Annotated in this window: 21 protein-coding genes and 3 pseudogenes; 12 read left to right on the top strand and 12 right to left on the bottom strand. The window is 29.1% G+C overall.

Going from position 1 to position 25,656, the window contains the following annotated elements; translation table 11 throughout:
* Positions 1-114: 114 nt before the first annotated feature.
* The 6 genes from L8W64_RS04730 to L8W64_RS04755 are packed head-to-tail and all read right to left on the bottom strand — an operon-like array spanning position 115 to position 5,014.
* Complete coding sequence (locus L8W64_RS04730) at positions 115-741, bottom strand: trimeric intracellular cation channel family protein (RefSeq protein WP_133319002.1); 627 nt, start codon at positions 739-741, stop codon at positions 115-117.
* 29 nt (positions 742-770) lie between these two features.
* Entirely contained in the window at positions 771-1,814 is a 1,044-nt protein-coding gene (locus L8W64_RS04735) for a Cj0069 family protein (RefSeq protein ID WP_263661621.1), read from the bottom strand.
* 54 nt (positions 1,815-1,868) lie between these two features.
* A complete protein-coding gene (aroC, locus tag L8W64_RS04740) occupies positions 1,869-2,957 on the bottom strand; it encodes a chorismate synthase (RefSeq protein ID WP_263672962.1) in 1,089 nt (362 codons plus the stop codon).
* Entirely contained in the window at positions 2,954-3,622 is a 669-nt protein-coding gene (gene rnc, locus L8W64_RS04745) for a ribonuclease III (RefSeq protein ID WP_220566461.1), read from the bottom strand. The genes aroC and rnc overlap by 4 nt, the downstream gene beginning before the upstream one ends.
* A complete protein-coding gene (gene rnhA, locus L8W64_RS04750) occupies positions 3,615-4,055 on the bottom strand; it encodes a ribonuclease HI (RefSeq protein ID WP_133319006.1) in 441 nt (146 codons plus the stop codon). Before rnhA ends, rnc begins: the two co-directional genes overlap by 8 nt.
* Positions 4,052-5,014, bottom strand: a complete 963-nt coding sequence (locus L8W64_RS04755; RefSeq protein ID WP_263672963.1) for a hypothetical protein — start codon at positions 5,012-5,014, stop codon at positions 4,052-4,054. The genes rnhA and L8W64_RS04755 overlap by 4 nt, the downstream gene beginning before the upstream one ends.
* Positions 5,015-5,088: 74 nt before the next feature.
* Here L8W64_RS04755 and dnaG point away from each other — a divergent pair, with 74 nt between their 5' ends.
* Entirely contained in the window at positions 5,089-6,876 is a 1,788-nt protein-coding gene (gene dnaG, locus L8W64_RS04760; RefSeq protein WP_263672964.1) for a DNA primase, read from the top strand.
* A 65-nt stretch (positions 6,877-6,941) separates the two neighbouring features.
* Positions 6,942-7,925, top strand: a complete 984-nt coding sequence (locus L8W64_RS04765; protein WP_214135261.1) for an MnmA/TRMU family protein — start codon at positions 6,942-6,944, stop codon at positions 7,923-7,925.
* A 22-nt stretch (positions 7,926-7,947) separates the two neighbouring features.
* On the opposite strand, the pseudogene L8W64_RS08980 reads toward L8W64_RS04765, so the two are convergent.
* Positions 7,948-8,328, bottom strand: a pseudogene (locus L8W64_RS08980) (methyl-accepting chemotaxis protein); the annotation flags it as partial.
* 1,077 nt (positions 8,329-9,405) lie between these two features.
* A pseudogene (locus L8W64_RS08985) lies at positions 9,406-10,029 on the bottom strand (hypothetical protein); the annotation flags it as partial.
* A 372-nt stretch (positions 10,030-10,401) separates the two neighbouring features.
* On the opposite strand from L8W64_RS08985, the pseudogene L8W64_RS04775 reads away from it, so the two are divergent.
* Positions 10,402-10,622: pseudogene (locus tag L8W64_RS04775) on the top strand (hypothetical protein); the annotation flags it as partial.
* Between the two features lie 16 nt (positions 10,623-10,638).
* On the opposite strand, the gene pbpC reads toward L8W64_RS04775, so the two are convergent.
* The gene (gene pbpC / locus L8W64_RS04780) at positions 10,639-12,843 is read right to left on the bottom strand and encodes a penicillin-binding protein 1C (protein ID WP_263672975.1); all 2,205 of its coding nucleotides are present in this window, start codon (positions 12,841-12,843) and stop codon (positions 10,639-10,641) included.
* A complete protein-coding gene (locus tag L8W64_RS04785) occupies positions 12,840-18,125 on the bottom strand; it encodes an alpha-2-macroglobulin family protein (protein ID WP_263672977.1) in 5,286 nt (1,761 codons plus the stop codon). The genes pbpC and L8W64_RS04785 overlap by 4 nt, the downstream gene beginning before the upstream one ends.
* Before the next feature lie 100 nt (positions 18,126-18,225).
* Between L8W64_RS04785 and L8W64_RS04790 the strand changes: the two genes are divergently transcribed.
* Both L8W64_RS04790 and L8W64_RS04795 read left to right on the top strand, forming a co-directional pair.
* Positions 18,226-18,588: a hypothetical protein gene (locus L8W64_RS04790; RefSeq protein WP_263672979.1), complete on the top strand. Its 363-nt coding sequence runs from the start codon at positions 18,226-18,228 to the stop codon at positions 18,586-18,588.
* 31 nt (positions 18,589-18,619) lie between these two features.
* Positions 18,620-18,934, top strand: a complete 315-nt coding sequence (locus tag L8W64_RS04795) for a hypothetical protein (RefSeq protein ID WP_220567077.1) — start codon at positions 18,620-18,622, stop codon at positions 18,932-18,934.
* Here the strand turns inward: L8W64_RS04795 and L8W64_RS04800 are convergent.
* Together L8W64_RS04800 and L8W64_RS04805 are read right to left on the bottom strand one after the other, a co-directional pair.
* On the bottom strand, positions 18,931-20,802 hold the full coding sequence (locus L8W64_RS04800; protein ID WP_133319016.1) for a mechanosensitive ion channel family protein: 1,872 nt from the start codon (positions 20,800-20,802) through the stop codon (positions 18,931-18,933). The genes L8W64_RS04795 and L8W64_RS04800 overlap by 4 nt on opposite strands.
* Entirely contained in the window at positions 20,799-21,437 is a 639-nt protein-coding gene (locus L8W64_RS04805; RefSeq protein ID WP_133319017.1) for a carbonic anhydrase, read from the bottom strand. Before L8W64_RS04805 ends, L8W64_RS04800 begins: the two co-directional genes overlap by 4 nt.
* A 160-nt stretch (positions 21,438-21,597) precedes the next feature.
* Here L8W64_RS04805 and L8W64_RS04810 point away from each other — a divergent pair, with 160 nt between their 5' ends.
* The 7 genes from L8W64_RS04810 to L8W64_RS04840 all read left to right on the top strand — a co-directional run bounded on the left by L8W64_RS04810 (position 21,598) and on the right by L8W64_RS04840 (position 25,655).
* A complete protein-coding gene (locus L8W64_RS04810) occupies positions 21,598-22,299 on the top strand; it encodes a Bax inhibitor-1/YccA family protein (protein WP_039629164.1) in 702 nt (233 codons plus the stop codon).
* Positions 22,300-22,401: 102 nt separating this feature from the next.
* Positions 22,402-22,746 carry a preprotein translocase subunit SecG gene (gene secG, locus L8W64_RS04815; RefSeq protein WP_133319019.1) on the top strand — a complete coding sequence of 115 codons (345 nt, stop codon included), beginning with the start codon at positions 22,402-22,404 and terminating at the stop codon, positions 22,744-22,746.
* A 14-nt stretch (positions 22,747-22,760) separates the two neighbouring features.
* A complete protein-coding gene (frr, locus tag L8W64_RS04820) occupies positions 22,761-23,318 on the top strand; it encodes a ribosome recycling factor (protein WP_039668941.1) in 558 nt (185 codons plus the stop codon).
* A gap of 1 nt (position 23,319) precedes the next feature.
* Positions 23,320-23,928 (top strand): orotate phosphoribosyltransferase, encoded by a 609-nt coding sequence (pyrE, locus tag L8W64_RS04825; protein WP_133319020.1) that lies wholly within the window; start codon positions 23,320-23,322, stop codon positions 23,926-23,928.
* The gene (locus L8W64_RS04830) at positions 23,928-24,344 is read left to right on the top strand and encodes an RDD family protein (protein ID WP_133319021.1); all 417 of its coding nucleotides are present in this window, start codon (positions 23,928-23,930) and stop codon (positions 24,342-24,344) included. The genes pyrE and L8W64_RS04830 overlap by 1 nt, the downstream gene beginning before the upstream one ends.
* Positions 24,341-25,363 (top strand): ribonucleotide-diphosphate reductase subunit beta, encoded by a 1,023-nt coding sequence (locus L8W64_RS04835; RefSeq protein ID WP_133319022.1) that lies wholly within the window; start codon positions 24,341-24,343, stop codon positions 25,361-25,363. The genes L8W64_RS04830 and L8W64_RS04835 overlap by 4 nt, the downstream gene beginning before the upstream one ends.
* A gap of 124 nt (positions 25,364-25,487) precedes the next feature.
* Entirely contained in the window at positions 25,488-25,655 is a 168-nt protein-coding gene (locus L8W64_RS04840) for a dihydroneopterin aldolase (protein WP_133319023.1), read from the top strand.
* Position 25,656 lies beyond the last annotated feature (1 nt).

Below are 25,656 nucleotides of genomic sequence, written 5' to 3' on the forward strand. Positions count from 1 at the left end.
ATATATATTCTAAAATAAAATATAAATAAATATTGCTTACTAGCAGAGCTCGCAGGGATTTTATAAAAACATTATAAATAACAAAACTTGCATTTTAAAATCTAAAAAATAAAATTAGCTTTCTTTATTTTCTCCATCTTTAAAAGAAAATATAGGCAAACTTAAACCATAATATATCGCTAAAAGTCTTGCTATAGTTCCTACAATCAATGAAGCAAGAATTACCCATAATTCATCTATGCCTAAAATATGCAATATATAATACAAAGCTCCTGTTAATATGGCCACACCTGCATAAATTTCTTTTTGAAATACAAGTGGTATCCTAGCACATAATATATCTCTTAATATCCCACCAAATACACCAGTAATCACAGCTGAACTCACAGCCACTATAAAACCATACCCCATTTCTATTGCAATTTGTGCACCTAAAACACTAAAAACAACCAAACCTATAGCATCTAAAATTAAAAAAAGTTTTTCAAGTCTTATAACATATTTAGCAATTTTTGTTGTAATCATAGCCGCAACACAAATCAAAATGACATATTCAGGAGTTTTAATCCAAGTTAATGGATGATGATCAAGTAAAATATCTCTGATAGAACCTCCACCAATAGCTGTTACCAAAGCTATAAATATCACTCCAAAAAGATCCATTTTGTGCCGTCCTGCAGCAATAGCCCCCGTCATTGCATCAACAGTAATTCCGATAATATAAAGTATAGTTAAAAGCATAATGAGTTAAAACCCTTGTTAAACAAGGGTTAATTTTTACTCACGATATTAATGATATTTTGAGCTACTTTTTTAGCAATAGGCTCAACAAATTCAGCAGGAGAAGTAAATCCTACGCAAGAGCAGTTAATCTCACCTAAAACATATTTATCTTTACCATTTTCATCTGTATCTAAGATAAAATCGGCAGTCCAAATTAAAGGAATATCGTAATTTCCAAGCTTTGAACGAATTTCAGGTAAGGTTGCTAAAAACCAATCTACCAATTCTTGCCAATCTTTTGGCTCATCATATCTATATTTTGCACCTGAAAAGAGTGTAGCAGAGAATGCATCAGCACCTTCTGCAGGCTTTTTATGCACTACATAAATTGGAGTATGATAAAGCATTAAAATTCTAATTTCACCTTCTTTAATACGCGGTAAAAAAGTCATATCTACAAGCATACCATTATCACCCACAATGTATTGCTCACAAAAATCCATAAATTCACCAAGCTCTCTTTCTTCTGTATGATTGTCTTTTGCTTCTGTGCATTTGATTTTTGCATTTAATGGTACACTTGTAGTCCCAGCTGGCAGTTCATCTATTAATCTCACACGCCAAATTCCCTCACCTGTTGAACCACGATTTTGCTTCAAAACCCTCTCGCCTTTTGCTAAGGTTTTTACAAAACTTTCTTTAAAAGTTTTAATATCATAATACGCATAAGTATCTTCAGGCACTAAAGCTGTTTTATTAAGCTTAGTAAGTGCATCTTTAGCGCCATATCCTATCATCGCATCGGGATGAGGCATACCTATAACACCATTTGCACAAAGTTTTCTTAACATATCAAAGTATTCATTTTCTTCTTTTAAATTTCCTGGGTTAATTCTAGAAACATAAGCATCAGCATTGTTTTTTACATATTCATAAATTTCGTCTTTTTTTTCAACTTCAAAAAAGATAACCTCAGCGTTCCAACCTTGCTCTTTTAAAGCATTTACCATAGGCATAGTGTCTTTTCTATGGCCATCTTCACCTTTATCGCTACCACCTCTAACTTCAAAAAATACGATATTTTTTTTCATATTGCTCCCTTTTTAAAGATATTTTATCATCATATCAAAATAAGTATTAAATTTTTATTTATTTTTTCCATAAATACATTGTAAATTTTGCAAATTTGAACTTGCATTTAAAAGTAAAGCATCGGCCATGCATATGGCTACCATAGCATTTACTACAACACTACCTCTTATACCCACACAAGGATCATGTCTACCTTTTAACTCATATATGATATTTTTTCCTTGAATATTTTGTGTTTGCTGGGGTAAAAATATAGAAGGGGTTGGTTTAAAATATGTTTTTATATCGATAAAATTTCCATTAGAAATTCCACCCAATATACCTCCGCTATGATTACTTAAAAATACTCCATCTTTTAACTCATCATTATTTTCGCTTCCATACATATAACTGCTTTGAATGCCACTTCCTATTTCTACAGCCTTAACTGCATTTACACCCATAATCGCATGAGCAAGTTTAGAATCAAGCTTATCATACAAAGGCTCACCTAAGCCTATGATAGGGTTTTTCACTCTAGTAAAAACTCTTGCACCTACGCTATTTTTAGCATTTTTAGCCTTTAAAATTTCATCTTTAAAGTTTTGCTCTAAATTTTTATCTAAAGCATAAATTTCACTATTTTTAGCATAATTAAAATCGAACTCATCATTACTAAGTTTGCTATCAATACTTCCTACCCCAAAAACTCCACTCATTATTTCTATATCAAACTCTTTTAAAAGCATACAAGCTAACGCCCCTGCTGCCACTCTTGCTACACTTTCTCTAGCGCTAGCTCTTCCACCACCTCTATAATCTCTAATGCCGTATTTGTGATAATAAGTAAAATCAGCATGTGCAGGACGAAACACATCTTTTTCATAATCTTTTGAGCGTGTATTTTCATTATGCACCAAAACACTTATAGGAGTTCCTGTTGTATAACCCTCAAAAACCCCGCTTAAAACTTGAGCTTTATCTTCTTCTTTTCTAGAGGTACTAAATTTATTTTGACCTGGTTTTCTTTTATCTAGCATTTCTTGCAAAAAATCAAAGTCAAACTTCACCCCTGCTGGCATACCATCTATCACACAACCTATAGCTTGACCATGAGATTCGCCAAAACTTGTAAATTTAAATCTTACTCCAAAGCTATTCATAGTTTTCCTAATTTTTCAAGTGCTATTTTGGCACATTGTTGTTGGGCTTCTTTTTTACTACCTGCTATAGATCTTGCTACTTCTATACCTTGAATTTTTACTGCAATTTCAAATTGCTTTTTATGATCAGGTCCAAAAGCTTTCATCACTACATACTCAGGTGTGCCTGCCATATTTGCTTGTGTAATTTCTTGAAGTCTTGTTTTATAGTCTTTAAATAAACTTTGTGTATCAATATGCGGATAAACTTCATTGAGTAAATTTAATGCTATGTTTTTAGTTTTTTCAAAACCTATTTCTAAATACAAAGCTCCCATTAAAGCTTCAAAGGCATCAGAAAGTATAGAAGGTTTATTGCGTCCATCATTATTTTCTTCTGCAATAGACATAAAAATACATGCTCCAAGATCAAGTTTTTGTGCTAAGGTTGCAAAAGATTTTTCATTTACCAAAGCTGCCCTAAGCTTAGAAAGGTTTCCTTCTGAGTCTTTTTGGAATTTAAAAAACAAAAACTCCCCTACTACCAAATCCATTACAGCATCACCCAAAAACTCTAATCTTTCGTTATTATAAGGCTTTTTATAGCTTTTATGTGTCAAAGCTTCGATGAGCAATTGCTCATTTTTAAAATGATAACTTAATCTTTCTTGGAGTTTTTTAAGCATTTATCAACCTTTCTTCTTGGAGTTTCAAGGCTGCATTTCTTGCTAGTTCATCACAACGCTCATTTAATTCATGGCCATTATGTGCTTTGATCCAAAAAGCAGTTATTTTATGATCTTTAGCAACATTTAAATACTCTTTCCAAAGATCAATATTTTTTTTACCTTTAAAATCTTTTTTTATCCAATCTTTAAGCCATTCGTTAATACTTTGCACCATTAAATTTGAATCTGTGTATAACTTTACCTCGCATGGCTCTTTTAAAGCTTTCAAAGCTTGTATAATGGCCATTAACTCCATACGATTATTTGTTGTATTCTCACATGCCCCACTTTGTTCTTTTTGATGATTTTTATAAGTTAAAACATAAGCCCACCCTCCAAAACCAGGGTTATTTAAACACGAGCCGTCTGTATAAATTTCAATATTTTTCAAGCTTTTACCTCATAATAAATCTCACATTTTCCAAATTCATAACAAAATGGACAATGATAAAAAAACAAAGGACTTTGATTTTTGCAATTATTACACACATAAGTAAAGCTAAGATTAGCACTTAGCTTATTATCATTTAAAATTTTTAAAATTTTTAGTTTATGGTTTTTGATAGGAATAGATTTTGTACTTAAATTTTTTGCATAAAAAAACTCATGGTATTTTTCATCTTCAAGATTAAGTGGACTTTTACATTCATTAAGTAAATCAATAACATTTTCAAATTTAGGCATTTGAGTAAGCTTATCTTTATAGTGTAAAAAACAAAATCTTAAAACATACTCATTATCTTTGCTAAAAATTAAAATTTCTTTAATCTTTTGCTTTTGCTCTTTAGAACTTGATTGAATTTTTAAAGCCTTTATCAAAGCTTTTTCTGTATATATATTTTCTCCAAGCTCAAACAAACATTCTAAAACATCTAAAACCTTATCATAATCTTTAAGTTTTAAATACACAATTTTTAAAAGTTTTAAGCTTTCTTTATTGCGTGCTTTGATTTTTAAAGCATTTAACAAAGCTTCTACACTACGCTCTAAAAATCCTGCTTTTAGATAAACTTGTGCTAATGAAAAAAAGATAAATTCTTTTTGGTTAGCCTCATTTGTCTTTTGCAAAGCTATAAGATAAATTCCCACAGCTTTTTCAAATTCACCACTTTTGGTAAAAATTTGAGCTAGGAAATTTAAATTTTCTATACTTAAATTGGCATTTTTTAAAATCTGCTGATGGGTATAATTGATTTCAAATTTTTTTACAAAACGATCAAGCTTGCTTTTTTGATCTTTGCTTGCAAAAAACCGCCATATATAATGTGAGCTAGCAACAATAAAAATCAAAGCCGTCAAAACAATAAGACCGAATAAAGGATCGCGGTATTCTACAAAGAAAAAATCCATAATCTTGCAACTTAACTTTCAAATTTATAACAATTATAGCTAAATGCTTATATAATTTTCTTTAAGGTTTAAATATGATAGAACAAGCAAGTATAGAACAACTTTTACAAAAAACAGATATTGTTGATATTATAGCTCATTATGTTGAAGTAAAAAAACAAGGTTCAGGCTATGTATGCGTTTGTCCTTTCCATGATGATAAAAATCCTAGCATGCATATTAATTCTATTAAAGGATTTTATCATTGTTTTGCATGTAAAGCTGGGGGCAATGTTTTTAAATTTGTAATGGATTATGAGAAATTAAACTTTGTTGAAGCGGTAGAAAAGGTTGCTTCGTGGAGTAATTTTTCACTTACTTACACCTCACAAAAACAAGACAATAAAAAATCTATCACTCACATCTTACCTACTCTTAATGCTTTTTATAAGCAAAACTTAGCTAAAAACAAAGAAGCTTTAACTTATCTTTATAAAAGAGGTTTAAATGATGAGGATATTAGAACCTTTGAGCTAGGCTTTGCACCAAGTTCTAATGAAACACTAAGACTTTTACAAAATGAGCAAATCACTCAAGAAGAAGCCTTAGAGGTTGGCGCAATAAAACAAAATGAAAATGGTGCTTATGCAAGTTTTATCAACCGCATTACTTTTAGTATTTATGATCATAAAAATTTACTCATAGGCTTTGGTGGTAGAACTTTAGATGAAGCAAATATGGCAAAATATGTTAATTCACCTCAAAGCAAACTTTTTGATAAATCACGCGTTTTTTATGCACTCAATTTAGCAAAAGATACCATTTACAAACAAAAAGAAATGATAATTTGTGAAGGCTATATGGACGCCATAGCCTTTCATAAGGCAGGATTTAAAAATGCTGTAGCAGTTTTAGGAACAGCTTTAGGTGAAAATCACATACCTTTGATAAAAAGATTAGAGGCGAGAGTGATTTTGTGCTTTGATAATGATAATGCAGGACTTAATGCCGCCGTGCGTTCAGCACATTTACTAAGTTTAGCAAAAATTGATGGAAAAGTAGTTTTAATAGAAGGCGGGAAAGATCCGGCTGAACTAGTGGCTACTCATCAAGAAAAATTGCTTTTTAATATTTTAGAAAAAGGTATAGAACTTGGAGAATTTTATATAAGAAATTTGATCACAAATTTTGATTTAAGCTCAGCACTTAGTAAGCAAAAGGCTTTAGAAGAGGTGCAAAAATATACTTTTAACCTTGAACCTTTAATAGCAAATTCCTACACTACCTTAGTAGCAAATCTTTTGGGTGTAAATATTAATGATATAAAACTTTCTAAAAATACTAGAAAAAATATAAATTTTTTTACTCCTACAAAACAAAATAAAATCAACAACATAAGCGAGTTGGAGCTTTTGAAATTTTTATATGAAAATCAAAAAGCCATAGGACTTTTTAAACTTTTAAGCGCAAAAGAATATTTCTTACATCAAGATATTGCTAAGGCTATTTTAGAACAAAAAGACTTTAATGATCCTAGCATAAGAGAACTTTATGAGATCGAAAATATTAAAATTTTAAGCAATTTAGAAGAATTTTTATATACTATTTGCAAAATTAATTTTGCTCATTTTAACAAATTAAAAAACTTAAATTTAAAACAAGCCTTTAAAAAGCAAATTTATAATTTGCTCAATCAAAATTTAGAAAAAATCAAAAAAAACTATCAAAATGATGAAAATTTTTTTAATCATTTAATGGAAGTTTTAAAAAATGTCCAATTTTTAGATAATGAGGAAAGTTTAGAATTATTTTTAAGTAGATTACAAAAAAATATAAAAGATAAAAAAGCAATTCATTATAACTTTGAAGAAGAAGTTTTTTAAATAAAAACTTACATAAAAATTAAAAAATATTCACTACAATATGCCAAAAATTTCGAAAGGAAAAAATGAAAGCATTAGCACTTTTTAGTGGTGGCCTTGATTCTATGCTTGCTATAAAACTTATAAGCTCTCAAGGCATAGAGGTAAAAGCTTTAAATATCAATATAGGCTTTGGTGGCACAAGCGATAAAAGCGAACTCATGGCAAAACGCGCTGCTATGGCAGGGGCTAGTTTTGAAATGATAGATGTAAGAAATGCATATTTGCAAGAAGTTTTATTTAATCCTCAATATGGTTATGGAAAACATTTTAACCCTTGTATAGATTGTCATGCTTTTATGTTTAAAACCGCTCTTTCTATGTTAAAAGATGAAAACGCAAGTTTTATCATCACAGGAGAAGTAGTTGGTCAACGCCCTATGAGTCAAAGAAATGATGCTATGGCTAAGGTTAAAAAACTAGCACTTGATGAAGAAGATTTAATCTTGCGTCCAATGTGCGCTAAAAATTTACCTTTAACTAAACCTGAGCGTGAGGGTTGGGTTGATAGAGAAAAGTTAGAAAACATCAGCGGAAGAAGTAGAAAAAGACAACTTGAACTAGCTGCCAAATTTGGTTTTGAAGATTTTGAAAGTCCAGGTGGTGGATGTTTGCTCACACTTGAAAGTTTTTCAAATAAAATCAAAGATTTTATTAAATTTGATAAAAATATGCAAGTTAATGATGCACAACTTTTAAAATATGGACGCCACTTAAGACTTCCAAATGGCTCTAAAATGATAGTAGGTAGAAATGAGCTAGAAAATCAATTTTTAAAAGAATTAAAAACTCAAAAATATGAAGAATTAAAACTCTTTGATTTAATCGGTGCTTATTCTTTGGTAGATGAAAATATCAATCCGCAAGATCTTGAACTTGCTCTAAGCATAGCACTAACTTATGCTAAAACTCAAAATAATACAAAATACAAAATAGGTTTTAAAGATAAAATTTTCCAAAGTATGGCTTTTGAAGATAAAAATAAAATTCAAGAGTATTTTATAAATTAAACTACCCTTTAAAGGGTAGTTTTTAGAATTTCTTTCTTCTAACTTCTGCTACAATATCAGCCGACATAGAATCAACTTCATTTGCTACAGAATTAGTTGCATGTGCAATTTGTGAGTTTTCTTTAGTTAAACCATCTATTACTGAAACAGATTGATTAATTTGTGAAATTCCTAAAGCTTGCTCTTTAATACTCTCACCCATTTCATTAATAGATTGTACTAAGATATTAGTATTAGCTTCAATCTCACCTAAAGACTTTTGAGTTCTTTCTGCTAAGTTTCTAACTTCATCAGCAACAACAGCAAAGCCACGACCATGTTCTCCTGCACGAGCTGCTTCAATAGCTGCATTTAATGCAAGTAGGTTAATTTGATCAGCAATATCTCTAATAACATCAGTTACATCTTTAATATCGCTACTTTGTTTAATAACCTCTTCAGTTCTTGCTGCTACTGCGTTCATAGAAGCACTCATTTCTTCAACAGCAGCTGCGCTTTCTTGTAAAGAATCAGCTTGTTTTTGTGCGCCATCATTAAGCTTTAAAACACTTTCTTTTAAAGCATCAGCTTTAGTTTGAAGCATTTCCCCTTGTTTTAATGAAGCTTGAAGCATTTTTCTTATTTCTTCTCCGACTGCATTAAGCGATTTTTCTATCTCACCATCAGCATACTCAAGCTTATCTGAAAAATCAAGATTTTTAAAACTTTTAAAAACTCTTTCTATTTCATTTAAATCTTTACCAATTTTCATTTGCATATCATCAAGCATTTTATTTAATACTTCTTTTAATTCCACAAGTTTTGGATTAACAGGATTTGCTTTTATTCTTTGAGTAAAATGTCCTTTTTCTATATCACAAGATACTTCTAAGATATTTTGCACAGTTATGTCATCTTTTTCTAAACAAGTATGTATATATTGAACATTATCATTAATCATTAATGCCATTTTTCCAAGTTCATCATTATATCTAGGAATTAAAACCTCAACGGTTGGAAGCTCATGATTTAAGTATCTAAAAAATTTCATTAAATGATCTTGAAGTCTTTGCACTCTTATAGAAACTATTCTTTTTACTGAAGTACCAATCACAACTACTATAACAATTATCGCTATAATAGAATTAATCAAAATAATATTTCTTAAATCCACAATAGAAGCATATACAGATTCATTTGGGACAATAGCCAACATAGCCCAATAAATTCCCGTATTTGGCCATATTTCAAATACTCTTATAGCACCATGATATTCACTACCATCATCTGCTTTATAATCAATAGCTCCTGCATGGATAGTTTTTTGTGCTTCTATTATATGAGCTGTATTTTTATTAACCTCTGTAATCTTTTTTGTAACAAATTCAGCATTTGGATGCGTAGCTATAACACCATTACTTGCTATTAAAATCCTTCTTGCTCCTTGATAAATAGATCTTGAAGAATCATTTAAAAAATCAGCCGTAGGTTTAAGATCAAAAAGCATACCAACAACACCTATAGCCTTTCCTTTTTTATCTGCAATAGGTGCAGCTACATGAACACCTAGAAATTTATTTCCATGTATGTTATACCATCTTGGTTCTCCAAAATATAACTTACCCCCCCCCATCAAATTTTTTATAGCATTCGTTTTAGCAATCTCTTCACTTGCTGCTAAAGTTTGCATACCGCCAGCATTGTTAATATCTACATCTCTCATTAACACCATAAATTCATTATTATTTGAAAAATATTTTACATCAACACCCAAATTTTTATATGCAGTTCCGTCTTTTAAATAATAATAACCATAAGCTATATCTCCATTTGCATCAATGGCTTCTCCGAGGATATTTTCTATCCTTTTTGGGTTTATAGCACCTTCTGAAATAAGATTGTTTAAAGTTCTTTGTGTACCAATAGTACTGACGAATAAAGACCTAATGCTCGCTTCAGCTTGATTTCCATAACGATGCACAGAAGCTGTGAGTGTATTTTCTATTTGTGTATTTAAAATAGCTGTGGATCTGTTTATAATCAAAAAAGATAAAATACTTAAGATTAAAACAACCGTTATAATAGCTATTGCAACTATTTTAGCACCAAGATTCCAATTACGCATTTTTTCTCCTTTAGTTAATAAATTATAAATTTTTATAATTATAAAAACTTTTCATTAAATAAAAATTAAAATTTATTAAAATATTAAATATTTTATAAACAATAAAAATTATCAAGTTAAAGCTAAAGAATTGAGTAGTTTTTACAAAGAAAAGAAGTTGAAGATTTATTTAAATGGATGAATGAAAATGCCAAATCACCTCGTTGGCTGAGCGTAAATGGAATAGATTATGATGAAGCTTATGTTAAAATTTTTCACACAAGCAAAAGCATAGATGAGTTTAAAGAAAAATACCTTGGGCTTCAAAATACATACTTTGTTGATTTTAGTAAAAAGATTAATAAACCTCAGGAAACTTTAGAAAAAGACAAAGAAAAATCTTTCAAACCTATACAAGGTGAAAGTAAAAACAAAGAAACCTACAAAGATGATAATACAAAAAATGAACTTATAAAAAACTTTTAAAAAATAAATTTAGCACAAGAGAAGAATTAGAAATTCTTTTTGGTATGAAATTTAATGATGATGTGGGAGAATTTAATCAATTTCTTTCTCAAAATATCACTCCAAAAATTATAGATATTAAAGTTTAAAAATATTTTTATAATATTAAAATATATTAAATTTTATAAAATCATTAGAACCATTTTCACTAATAACATTAATAACATATTTACCTTTTTTTAAATCCAAAGATAAACTTTCTTCTTTTCCTTCAAAAATCAATTCTTGATTTAAATACCAAAAAAGTTTTTCTTTTTTAGGGTTTATAAGTTTAATTAACAATTTTTGCTTACTTTTTAAATCTTTTGGCAAAATGATATTAAGATTATTTAGTGGATATATGATTTTTAAATTTTGATTAGAGCTTTGTAAATTTTGCTTTTCTTTTGCAAAAAATGCTTGTGCATTGGAAGGTAAATTTAATATAATCTTTTTCTTTGCATGGATGAAATTTTCATCTAAAGAATCAACTTCTTTATTTTTATACATAAAAACTTCTTTTAGAAATGGTGAAGTTCTTAAGACATTTGCACTTTGCGGGTAAAGCACTTCTTTAAAGTCAAATTTATAATCATATCTATATCCTGTTTGATTTTCAATTTTGATAGAAACTAAATCATTAGGCTTTTCAAATTCTAAATTAACTCTCTCGAGTAAGGCTAAAAGTTCAAAAAACAATTCCCCTGCTATGCTTACACCATATAAATTTGCATTTGCCTCGCCATTAAAATTTCCAACCCACACTCCTAAAGTGTATTTTGGAGAAGTTCCTATAGCCCAGGCATCTTTTCTACCATAACTTGTGCCTGTTTTCCAAGAAATAATAGTATTAAAATCATATTGTCTTAAACCTGCTCTATCTAAATCCTTTAAGGTTTGTAAGGTTAAAAAGCTTGCTCCATCACCAATAAGCTTTTTATTTTCTTTAGTAAATGCATTTTCTTCATATAAAAGCTCTTTAAAATTTCCATAATTTCCAAGTCCTAGATAGATTTTTACCATATCTTCTAAACTAAATTCTTTTGTGCCCAAAATCAAAGAAAGTCCGTATTTTTTAAAATTTTCATCTTCAAAATCTAAAATATCTTTGAGCTTATAAAAAAACTTCTCATACCCATATTCTGCAAGTAAGCTTACAAAAGGAACATTAAGTGATTTTTGCAAAGATTCTTTTGCGCTAATAAAACCATGGTATTTTTTATTTGCATTTTGTGGAGCAAAGTTAGAAAAAAATGTAGGTACATCAAGCATTAAAGATTCAGGCACTATAAGTCCCTCATCTATGGCAAAAGCAAAAAGCAAAGGTTTTAAGGTTGAGCCCACACTACGCTTTGCTATCACCCCATCAACTTGACCAAAACTTGCAAAATCATAAAAATCATTAGAGCCTACATAAGCTAAAACTTTATTTGTTTTGGTATCTGCTAACAATATAGCTAGATTTTTTATGCCTTTTTGTTGTAGTTTATAAGAATATTCTTTAGCTTTTTCTTCAAATTTAATTTGAATTTTTTTATCTATACTAGAAATGATTTGTTCTTTATCTGCTAAAAGCCTACGCGCTAAATGTGGAGCTAAGTTTTTCCTTGTTTTAAAGCTAGGAAGTTTTTCAGCCTTTGCAAGAGTTAAAATATCTTTAGAAAAATATCCCTTTTCAAAAAGCCTATCAAGCAAAGCATTGCGTTTTTTTAAAAGTCTATCTTTGTTTTTTTCAAGATTAATTAAACCTGGATTATTAGGAAGCACAGCAAGCAAGGCTGCTTCACTCCAAGTAAGATCTTTTAAATCTTTTTCAAAATAAAATAAACCCGCACTTGCAACACCTACTAAATTTCCTCCATAAGGAGCATTATTTAAATAAAGTCTTAAAATTTCTTCCTTATCATAAGCGTTTTCTAAAGCAAAAGCTTTGATGATTTCATTAAATTTATTAAAATATGTGCGTTTGTTTTGCTCTAGAAGTTTGATTGTTTGCATAGAAATTGTACTTGCGCCACTTCTTTTACTTGAAAAAATATTATTTTTAAAAGCCCTTATAATCGCTAAAAAATCTACTCCATAATGAGAATAAAAATTTTTGTCTTCATATAAAAGAACTGCGCTTTTTAATTTTTGCGGTATAAACTCACTCTCTAAATGCCATTGTTCGTTAGAATCTAAAAATACACTAAGAATTTCTTTATTTTTATCAAACAAAACTTTACTATAAGTGCATTTAAATAAATCCTTACTATCAAAGCTAAAATAAATTAAGCCTATGTAAAGACATAGACTTAAAAAGCATATTGCAAGGCTTATTTTGATTTTCACTGCACTACTTTGACTCTTTTACTCTCACTTAAAGCTCTATAAGCATTATCATACATTGCTTCAGCATAAGCTCCACTCAAAGTATAAACACCTGGAGTAACAGCACTTAATTTCACAAAAAATTCTCTTGACTCATCAGAGTATAAAGGAAAGAAATACATGATTTTATCATCTCTTATATCTACAAAATCATAATAAGAATTTTTCACAAAATCAGGAGTTTCATCATCTAAAAGATCATGTACTATCTCCCATCCACTTGGTAAAATTTGAGTTAAAGCTATATTAGAAGTGCCCGGATAATTTTTATTTGATATTTTTAATTTCATATAAAAAATTTGAGAGCTTTTTATAGCACTTTCATCTATTTCATTTCCATTTTCATCATAAAAACTTCTTTCTATATACATACGCTGCGCAAAAGGTTCGACAATACCTTTTTTAATTCCCTCTACTCCAAAATGCACATAAGTATCTTCTTTAGCTTCTATCAAAGCGCTGCCTTGATTAAACTCAAATTTAGAAAAACTTGTATTGAGCTTTTTACTCTCACCATTAATTTTTACACTTGCATTGATAGTTTTAGGATTTTCATTACTAAAGCTATTTGCCAAAGCATATAAAGCATAGCCTGTGCTTTGAGTGCTAAGCCAAGCTTGGCTTTCTAAAGTTTTTTTAATATCATCTAATAATTCATCATTATTTTTACCATAAATTATTTTATACGCATTTGCAATAATAGCTTCATCTCTTAGAAAAGATCCATAAGTATGAGTATAATTAGCTTTTTCATCAGGCTTTGTGCTTAAATTTTTAGCTATATTTAAAGCTACCTCATCAAAACCTGCTAATTTATAAGCTGCACTAAGTTGCCAAAGACTTACATTGTTTAAGCTTTGCAAATAAGTACTATCTTCATAAATAGCATTCATTATGCTTAAATTTGGCTCTTTGGCTAAAGCTAAAAGATATAAAGAATTTATTCTAATTTCTTTATTTGTTTGAGCTTTTAAAACATAGCGTTTTTGATAATCAAGCCATGCTTTAAACATTCCCTCGCTCACATAATAGCCTCTTTCTTTGGCTAAAATCATAAACATACCCGCATAATTACTTCCCCAAGCATCAGAATCTTTAAGTCCTTGCCAATAAGCAAAACCACCATTGGCAGTTTGAAAATTTGCGTATTTGCTTAACAATGCATTGATATTGTTAATATTTTTTTGTTCATTTGATCCTTGATCAAGTTTTCGCAAAAAGAGTTGCGGTAAAACCGCTGAAGTACTTTGCTCTATACATCCATAAGGATAATTTTGCAAGTATTTTAATCTATGATTTATATTTAAAATAGGCTTAGAACTCACACTTAAAAACGCCACTGGGTTGATATAATCTTGTGTGATTTTAAACTCCATAGAAGTATTTGCAGGAATTTTAAAAGATTTTCCCTCATAAGTAATCGTATTTAGTGCTTTTATGTCAATTTGAGTATTTTGAGTATAGGTGTAATCTTTTGCATTTAAACTTAACTCTATTTCTTCCACCCCAAGCTTGCTTGAATTTACTCTTGTGTTAATATAAATATCTTTTGTTTTTTCATTACCAAAATCAATTAAAATTTCATCTTTTTCAAAATTTATGAGTGAATTTTTTGTTTTTAGTTTAAGTTTTGCATTTTTTACATCATCATCTACTTTAAATACCTGCACCAAAAGCTTAAACTCATCATCAAGTCTTAAAACCCTTGGCAAAGTTTCAAGCATTACAGCAGGTGCGCTAACTTGGATATCTTTAGAAGCACTGCCAAAACCCACTAAGTTGTTCGCCACTACCATAACTCTAACCGAACCTAGATACGAAGGCATATTAAATTTTAATTTTGCATAACCATTTTCATCACTTTGCACTGGCTCTTGAAACAACACAACAGGTTTAAATCGTCTTGCTTTTTCATCGTTTTTACTTTTATTTGCCCTACTTTCTAAGAAAACATCACCGCCTGTAGTTAATACCTTGGAAGCATTAGAAATATTTTTAGCAATGATTTTATCATAGGTATCATATATGCTCATGTTAAAGCGAATTTTTTGATAAAAATATCCCCAAATATCTGGAGTTTTAAAAGCATTCACATCAAGCAAACCCTCATCTACAATAGCTATGGTATAAGTATAACTTTGCTTGTTTTTACTTTGAATTTCTACTTCAAAATCTTGTTTTGGCATGATTTTATCCGGTACTTTTAAATCAAGCTCGATTTTACTTTGTTCATCTACTATATTCAAAGGCACTACACCAAAAAGTCTTAAGGCTCTATCGTTAGTGTATTGATTATAATCTTGAAGCAAAATCACACTCACATACACATTTGGCTTATATTCTTTAAGAATAGGAATTTCAACCTTTGTAATATCTTCATGCGTATCTATCACAAAGCGTTTTAAAACCTTTACATTATCATTTAAAGTAACGATGGCTTTTGCACCCTTAACACTTTCAAATTCAATAAAAGCTGTTTCGTTTGGTTTGTATTCTTTTTTATCGCTTTTTATTTTTAAAGAACTCACTATATCAGCATTACTTGGCGCACCAAAACTACTAATATAAAAAAACTCTCCTGTGCTTGTTTTACTTTGTGTATCTTCAAGCTCTATAAACATTTCACCATGGTATTCTTTGGGATCAAATTCTATTTTAACCGGTTTATCCTTACTTAAAATAGTTCCTTGGGTAATGATTTGTGTGTTTTTATCTTTTTTGAGTGATTTTAAAAAATCATCATAATTATCATAATCCCACCACCAAGAATAATCATTTGCATAAATAGTATATTTAATCTCCCTATTTGCTATCAAATTCTCATCTAAATCACTCACAATAGCTTCAAAATTAATTGTAGAACCCGAGCTTAAATAGTGATTTTTTAAACGCTTAATACCCACAAAATACTCATGCAATATCACTTGTGAATTCACAAGCGCTTCAACCGATCTTGAACCTTTTTCAAAAACCCTAGCCCTTATGTTAGCTTCAAGATTATATGGAGTATTTTTAAAAAAATCTTTTAAAGCAAATTCTTGCTTTACAAAGCCACTTTCATCTAAAATGCCTTTTAAATTATCTTGATATTTTTGCACTAAAACACTAGGATTTGAAAAAATATATTCTGGATATTTTGAATTTTTATATTCTTTTTTACTTACAAATAAATCAGCTTGATATTGTAAATTACTTGCTGGTGTTCCAAAAAGATATTTTGAGCTAATATTAAAATCTAATTTTTCATTTTCTTTTATACTTTTTGGAGTTTGTATAGATACTTTTATACGATTTGGCACTATATTTTGCACTAAAATTTCTTTATCAAAAATAGCATTTGCAAATTCTACTCTAGCTAAATACACTCCACTTAAAGCTTGTTGATCAAGTGAAATCTTTTTATAAAAAGTTCCATTACTCAAAGGATCAAGTTTAATTTTATCTAAAAACTTTTTATTGCGTGGATCAAAAAAACTCAAAAATATAGGGTGATTAACAGCTCCTTTATCATTTCTTGCAACCATAGTTAAATGTATATCATCACCTGGTCTATAAACCCCTCTTTCTGTGTAAATAAACACTTTGTTTTGAGAATTTTGCTCTAAACCATCTACATCAAAACCATCATATAATAAAGGCGAACTTAAGCGTAAAATAGAAGCTTGCTTATCTTTTGAAGCAATGATAAATAAAGCTCTTGACTCATCAATATCATCAAAAACAGCCAAACCATTATCATCGCTTGTCTTAGAAGCTAAAATTTGATTGCTTTTGCTAATTATATCAACCCTAACCCCACCTAAAGCCTTTTGTGTGGTAAAATCTCTTACATCGACAAAAAGTTTTTTATTTAAATTTTGAGCAATTAAAGCTATATCTGAAAAAATCAAATTTTTACTAATCTTTGCTTTTTGATCGAAAAATCTTTGCTTTTTCCAACTCTCCATACCCTCATCAAAAACATAATCAATATCTTCTTCTTTAAAATAAAGCTTAACTATAAACACACCACTTAAATCTTTTAAACCATCTAAAGCTATCTCATTTTCTTGCCATTGATTTTTAACATTTTTAATATCAAAGTCTTTTTTTAATACTACTTCACTAGTATAATCACTCTCTGAAAAAATATCGCTATCATAATCACTTAAATTTTTAGCACCTTGAAGATTTTTATATCTTAAATATTCACTTAAATTATTTGAAAATACCTGATGAACTTCTAAATGGATCTTTTTAATATTTAAACTTTTAAAAGCTATTTTTTTACTCGCTTTGCTAGATAAAAATACCCCTTGATTTGTAAAACTTATAGCAGGCTCATAGTCTTTTAAACTTACTTGAGTTTTATAGCTTTCTTTTGTACTAATTCCATCAGCGCTTTTAATCCCTTGAGCAAGTTGAATTTCATAAGTTTTATTTGGAGTAAAATTTCCTATGAGCTTGATTTTATTCCCAAATACCAATGCTTTAAAATCTACTTTGGGTGTAATAAAAATCAACTCTTTTAAATTTTGATCTTGCGAAATACTTTGAGAAAAAAGTAATTCTATGTTTTTATTGATTATATTTGCATTTTGAAATACAAATTCGTTCTTTGCAAGTAAAATATATTCTAAATCTATATTTTTCTCTAAACCTAAAATTTCTTTATCAAAAACTACTTTTATATTAGTGTTTGTATTTTTAATTTTTAATGGCTTAGAATACACACTTGCTATATCATCTTGGATGATAATTTTATCTATTTGAATTTCTTTTTCTTGTGCATTAATTTTTACAGCTTTTAACAACTCATCTTTATCAAAAGCATAAAAACTTTGAACATTTAAAATCAACACACTCTCATCATTTGATATATTTTGAAAATATCCTTTGACATCTAGTTTTTCAAAAGGAGTTTTTACTTTTAATTGTACTTTTTCATCAGCTACAATATCATTTAAGTCTATAAAAATATCATAATTTTGATTTGCTTTTAAAGAAGTGTATATGTTTAATCTTGTGGAAGTTTCAAGTTCATACTTTGCTTTTATTTTTTGATTATTAATAACAATTTCTCTTTCTTTTACAACACCTATGTTTTCTGTAATGATATTGGTATTAAATTCTATAAAAATACTATGCGTATTTTCATTAAAACCATAAGATCTTATAATAGAATTCTTATCTTCATTTTTAGAACATGCAAACAACAAGCTTGCAAGCAAAACAATAAAAAAATAATGTAAAAATCCTTTCATGGGTATCCTCTTTTTGGTAAATTTTTCAAATTATATCTAAATTCACTCTTGCTTCACTCAAAAAATTATATAATTCTTACATAAAAATAAAGGAGAAAAAATGAAAAAGAAAATCGCTGCATTATTAACAATTTTAAGTCTTTCAAGTCTTGCTTATGCAGATGGAATTTATGGTGTGATAGTAGATGTAAATGATGGTGCAAAAACTATTTTAATCGATACCACCTATGGAGAAAAAATGAATATAAAAATTCTACCAAATACAGAAATTGACATGGATGATTGTGGTATTTTTGGTATGGATAAATATGGCACTTTTAGAGATTTAAAAGTAGGAACTTTTATAGAAGCTGAAGTTTTCCATGGCTATACTCAAACAACACCAAATCCACAAACGCCAAATCAAGTTCAAAATATAACCGCTAAAGAAATTAAAATAGAATGCAAAAAAAGAGCTTATTAAGCAAAATAACTCCTAAAAAGGAGTTATTTTGATGCGTTTTTTTCTTGTATTAATTTGCATTAGCACTTTTGCATTTGCTTATAAAATTCAAGGTATTTTAAAAAACACTACTACACATACAATAAGTATTCAAACAAGTTTTGATAATAACTTAATTATTACCATTTTACCCCAAACACATATAGATATTTATAACTGCGGAATTTTTGGTAGCAATAAAAAACAAGCCAATGTGCAAGATCTAAAAAAAGGAAGTCTTGTTAAAGTTAAAGGCAGTAAAAATGGAAGCATTATCATTGCTGAAAAAATTATAGTAGAGTGTGATGATCAAAGAAGAGCTTATTAAGATAATAACTCTTCTTTATCGTCTTTATTGATTTTTTCTATATAAAGACTTTGTGAAGGAAATGCAAAACTTAGTTTATTTCTTTCGACAATCTTCATTAATTCAAGTAAAATACTTTGTCTTGCTTCTCTAAAACCTGCAGCATCAACTGCTTTAGTATAAAAATATACTTCTATATCAATAGAACTTGCGCTAAAGCCACTCACAGCCACATAAGTATTATTTTTATATCCTTCTAAATCATTCACTGAAACTAAATTTTGTCTATATCTAGCGCGGGTTCCACCATGATTTAGCGCACTATCATCAACTTGAGCTATCAAAGGACTAGTAGCTAATAAATATCTTATATCTTCTACACATTGCTCAAGTTGTTCAGGTCTTGCATCATAAGTTACACCTATAAATAATTTTACATGGCGTCCTATTTTTCTTTTACTCCAATTTTTTATATTAGTTCCCATAATAGTTGAATTTGGTAAAAATACCAAAGAATTATCAAAAGTTCTAATAGTAGTTTTTCTAAGCCCAATTTCTACTATAGTTCCTTCTATACCTGAAATTTCAACCCAATCGCCTTGATTAAAGCTGTTATCAAAAAGCAAAAGCACAGAAGCAAAGAAATTTGCAATAATATCCTTAGCTGCCAATGCCACAGCCAAACCACCAATACCTAAAGATGCAATCAATGCTGAAATATTAAATCCTAAATGTGATAAAACAAATAAAACAGCTATTACTATAATAATAAAATATAAAATTTTAATAATTAAATTAACCACTTCGCGTTTGCCACTTTTTTCAGCAAGCTTTGCCACAATTACCATACCATAACTATCAAAAATATTTATCACAAGCCAAGCAGTTAAAATAACATAAACAATTGATAAAATATTACTAATTCTTATATCTACAGGTGCAGGATAGTAAAAAATAGTAAAACAAATTCCAATAGCATAAGCAAACAAAAACCAACCCACTGGTCCTTGGAGCTTTTCTAAAAAGTGAGTTTTTATTTCTACATTTTCTGAATTTTTTCCAAATAAATGTATCAATACAAAATACAAAATTTTTGCAAGATAAAATTTCAAAGAATAAAACAAAACAATGACAATAATAGAAATAACTATTTTTCCAACATTTACACTACTAATAGAGGTTTGTTTATTAATATAATTAATGGCATTTTGCAAGCCCAAGCCCGTAAATAAAAAATTAGTTTCAAGCAAATTTGCATTATTTCTTAGATATACCAAAATTTCATTATATGACTTGATGGTATTTCTTAAATTATTTTCACTAAGCTCTAAGGTTCTAAGTTGAGTAATATCATTAATTTTCTCTTTATCTAAAGCAAAATTAAAAACTATATCTTCTTTTAATGAGTCAATGCTTTCATCAATAATTTTTTTTATTTTTTGACTTTGAGCGCCTTCTATAAAAACTTTTTCTAATTCAAATATACAAAGATAAAAATGTTCTGCAGAGGTTAAATTTAAAAGTTTGATTTTATTATCCACATAATCATAATATCTTTTTTTAGCTTGGGCATTTTCAACACTTTTTTGTAAAGCATTCTTAGTTTTTAAAAAATCTTTTGCTTCTTTATCATCAATCTTTTGAGATACCATTTTTAAAGGTAAAGTAGTCAAAAGAGCTGTTTTTTGTTTTTCTATTTCTTTGATATTATCTTGAAATTCGGTGCTATTTGTATCACCGGTTTTAAAACTTTCCAAAAGTAAATTAAGCTCTATATAATCTTGTACCAAAGCAAAAATACTATTCTTATCCTCTAAAGCATTTTTTTCCTGTGCATTCAAAGTGCTGATAAATAAAAATAATAAAATAATATTAACAATCTTTTTCATACTTTTTTCACCCTCTCTTGTATTAAAACAAAATTTTCAAAATTAAAATCATACTCATAAATTTCACCCGTTTCTATGATGTAATACCAAGCATGAAGTTCTATTTCTTTTTTATTTAAAGCTTCTTCTATACCTGGATAGGTTAATAAATTTTGCAAAGAATTAACCAAGTTCATTTTTTCAGTCATCCAAGATCGCATGGCTAAATCACTGCCTGCAACTTTTAAAACCTTATTTTTAATAGGCTCGAGCAAGGTAAGCCATTTTCTCACATTCGGCATACTCTTTAGCTCATTTTCATTTGCATATAAAGCCGCACAGCCACCACAATTACTATGTCCACAAACTATGATATTTTTTATATGTAAAGAACTAAAAGCATACTCAATAGCTGAAGTAGTTGCCAAAAAATCATCTCCTACTCTATAAGGTGGAACTATATTGCCTATATTTCTTACAACAAAAAGCTCTCCTGGACCTGTATTAGTAATTAAATTTGGTATAACTCTTGAATCAGCACATCCTATAAAAAGCGTGTGGGGATTTTGTTTATTTTTTAAACTTTCAAAAAGTTCTGCATGCTCTTTAAAATCTTCTTGCATAAATTTTAAAGCACCCTCGATCAAGTCTTTCAAAAAAAGTCCTTTTTTGCATTTTAATAAAGCATTATACTAAATTATTTTTACTTAAAATAAATCTATAAATTTATTTTTTGTTATATTTTTATACAATTTTAATCTTTTATTTATCTTTTTTTTGTAAATTTTAATTTTTAAAAATTATTGGAGGATTTTAATGAGTCTTTATGATAGAGATTATTCTAACTCTAAAACTCAAGAATTTGAAGGTTATGCTAGAAGTGATTTGAGCATTTTTATAAAACAAACTTATCAGCTTTTTGCTGCTTCATTATTAGCTGCAACAGCAGGTGCTTACATAGGAATTTTTGCCTTAGCACATTTATTTGCACAATCTCAAGCAACTTTTTGGATTTTATTTATCGTAGAAATTGGCTTGTTATTTGCATTACAATGGAAAAAAAGAGAAGCTCCGCTTAATTTAGTTTTACTTTTTGCCTTTACTTTTGTTTCAGGACTTACTTTAACACCACTTTTATATTCTGTTTTAGCACTTCCTGCAGGAGCTAGCATTATCGCTCAAGCTTTTGCTTTAACAACAGTGGCTTTTGGTGCTTTAAGCGTTTTTGCTATGAATACAAAAAGAGATTTTACTATGATGGGAAAAATGCTTTTTATAGCTTTAATTGTTATCGTAGTAGCTTCTTTAATTAATATCTTTTTTCAAAGTTCACTTTTAAGCTTAGCAATTTCTGGCATTGGTGCAATTTTATTTTCTTTTTACATTCTTTATGATACTCAAAACATCATTAGAGGAAATTATGAAACACCAATCGAAGGTGCAGTTGCGCTTTATCTTGATTTTATCAATCTTTTCATCTCTCTTCTTAATATTTTAAGAAGCTTTAATAGCAGATAAAAATTTGCGAGAAAAATTCTCGCAAATTTTCTTTACCTCTTTCAAGTTTTTATCAAACTTTTTAAGTTAAAATACTCATTTTATTTTCAATAAGGAAAATTCATGACTACTCTTTTAATTATTTTGCAATTTGCAATTGTTGTGATTATTTGTATTGCTGTTTTATTACAAAAAAGCTCAAGCATAGGACTTGGAGCATATAGCGGAAGTAATGAAAGCTTGTTTGGAGCAAAGGGTCCTGCAGGGTTTTTAGCTAAATTTACTTTTGTGATGGGTGTTTTACTTATCGCTAATACAATTGCTCTAAGTTATATGTATAATAATGCTAATTCTAACTCACTTGCTGAAAAAGCAGAACAAATTTTACCAAAGGCACCTGAAACAAACACAACTAGCATTCCAGTTGCACCAAGTGCTCCAATTAGCGAAAGTAATACTAGCAAATAAAAAAAGGAAATACCATGCTAAATGAAATTTATACCAAGCAAAAACAACAATCAGACAAAAGCTTAGAGGCTTTAAAAAAAGATTTTACTACCATAAGAACTGGCAAAGTAAATATAAATATACTTGATCATATTCATGTAGATTATTATGGTAGTGCAACTCCATTAAATCAAGTAGCAACAGTTTTAGCAACCGATGCTTCAACTATTAGCATTACTCCTTGGGAAAAATCAATGCTAAAAGCTATAGAAAGTGCTATAGCTGCGGCAAACATTGGAGTGAATCCAAATAATGATGGTGAAAGTGTTAAATTATTTTTTCCTCCTATGACAAGAGAACAAAGAGAAGAAAATGCTAAAAATGCTAAAGCTATGGGCGAAAAGGCTAAAGTTGCTATTAGAAATATTAGAAAAGATGCAAATGATGCGGTAAAAAAACTAGAAAAAGATAAAGCAATCTCAGAAGATGAAGCTAAAAAAGCTTATGATGAAGTACAAAAACAAACCGATAATTATACAGCAAAAGTAGATGAGTTAGTTAAAAACAAAGAAGCGGAACTTTTAAAGGTTTAAAATGAACTTAGAACAAATTTATAAAGATTGTGGAGCATACCTACAAGGACATTTTTTACTTAGCTCAGGGAAACACTCTGAGTTTTACCTTCAAAGTGCTAAAGTTTTAGAAAATCCAAAACTAGCAGGTGAGCTTTGTGATGAGCTTGCGAAAGTTATTGCCAGTTTTAATATTGAATTTGATAGTATTTGCTCGCCTGCCTTGGGTGGAATTTTAGCAGGTTATGAACTTGCTAGAGCTTGCAACAAACGCTTTATTTTTACTGAACGCGTAGAAGGAGTGATGAGTCTTAGACGCGGTTTTGAAGTAAAAAAAGGTGAAAAATTTATCGTTTGTGAAGATATTATTACAACAGGTGGCTCAGCACTTGAGAGTGCAAAAATCATTGAGAATTTAGGTGGAGAAGTAGTAGGTTTTGCAGCTTTAGCAAATCGTGGTTTTTGTGCTGTAAAAAATTTAAACAATCCAAGAAAAGAAAATGCAAAATTACCACAAAATTTACCACTTTTTGCACTAGGAAATTTTGAATTTGATATTTATGATGCAAATACTTGCCCACTTTGTGAAAAAGGCACTAAAGCTATCAAACCTGGTAGTCGTGGTAACTAATGAAAACTAAAGCAAAAATAGCCACTCGCTTTTTAAGATTTAAAGCCTTTTTGATTGATCTATTTTTGCTTTATGTGCCCATTTTGTATTTGTTTTATTTTACTCTTGGCTCTAAAGAAGCTTTTTTAAACAATCAACTTATAATTTTTTTGTGCCCATTGCTTTTTGGATTTTTACAAGCATTATTTTTAGTAAAAAAAGCTCAAAGTCCTGGACTTAAAGCTTATGATTTATACTTGATTGATATTAAAAATGGACACAAACTTAATTTTTTTAGAATAATCCTACGCTATGTAATTTTCATTATAAGCTTTGGCTTGTTGATTGGCTTTTTGGTAAGCTTTTTAAGAAAGGATACCTTAGCCTTGCATGATATTTTAAGCCAAAGCGCTATTGTAACAAAGGTGGAAAAATGAATAGAAAAAGAATTTATAATCCAAAATCAAATGAAACTTTAAATGATAGAAAAGTATTTAACGGCAACCCACATGGTATTTTAAATTTTACTAAAGCAAAATACACATGGGCTTTAAAACTTTGGGATTTAATGGAAGCAAATACTTGGTTTCCAAAAGAAGTAGATACAACAAAAGATGCACTAGATTATCGTTGCAATCTAACCGTAGCAGAAAAAAGAATGTATGATCTAGTTTGGTCTCAACTTATCTCAATGGATAGTTTTCAAACAAACAATCTTGCTGATAATATCAACCCTTATATCACAGCACCTGAAATCAATGCGGTTTTAGCAAGACAAGCTTATGAAGAAGCAAATCACTCAAAATCTTATGCAGTGATGGTTGAAGCAATCTGTGAAAATACAGACTTAATTTATGAAATGGAAAAACACGATGAGACTTTAAGAGAAAAAAATGATTTCATTTCAAGTATTTATGAAGAATTAGCTGGCGAAGTAGATGATAATAAACTTTTACTTGCAATGGTAGCAAATCAAATTCTAGAAGGAGTGTATTTTTATAGTGGTTTTACTGCTATTTATGCTTTAGCGCGTGCAGGAAAAATGCTAGGTTCAGCACAAATGATACGCTTTATACAAAGAGATGAAATTACTCATTTATTATTATTTCAAAATATGATTAATTCTGTGCGTAAAGAAAGACCTGATTTGTTTAATGATATCAATATAAACAAAATTTATGATATGTTTAAAAAAGCAGGTGAACTTGAGATCAAATGGGGTAAATACATCACTCAAAATCAAATCATGGGTTTTACAGACGATATTATAGAAGAGTACATTCACTATCTTGTTGATCAAAGACTAATAGCTATTAATCTTGATAAAATTTATAATGCAAAACATCCTATTAAATGGGTAGATGATTTTTCTAAATTTAATGATCAAAAAAGCAATTTCTTTGAAAGCAAGGTTACAAACTATTCTAAAGGGAGTTTGAGTTTTGATGACTTTTAAGTCACAAAACTACCCATATTTTACATTTTTTTAAACTAAAATTCTCTTTTTATTTAATATTTTATTTTTATTTATTTCATTATTGTAAAATCCGCCATTTTATTTTATTAGTAAAGGGGTGATTATGGAGTTTTTAGAACTTTTGCTAGTCTTTATTGCCATAGTTCTCATGATAATTAAGCCTGAAAAAGAAAAACTAGCTTTTTCTATACTTGTAATTTCATGGGCTATTATGGTATTTGACTATTTAGGTCGCAAATCAGGCGCAATCTTAGGCCTAATGAATCTATAAG

The organism is Campylobacter sp. IFREMER_LSEM_CL1097 (assembly GCF_025772225.1).
Classification (GTDB): domain Bacteria; phylum Campylobacterota; class Campylobacteria; order Campylobacterales; family Campylobacteraceae; genus Campylobacter_D; species Campylobacter_D lari_D.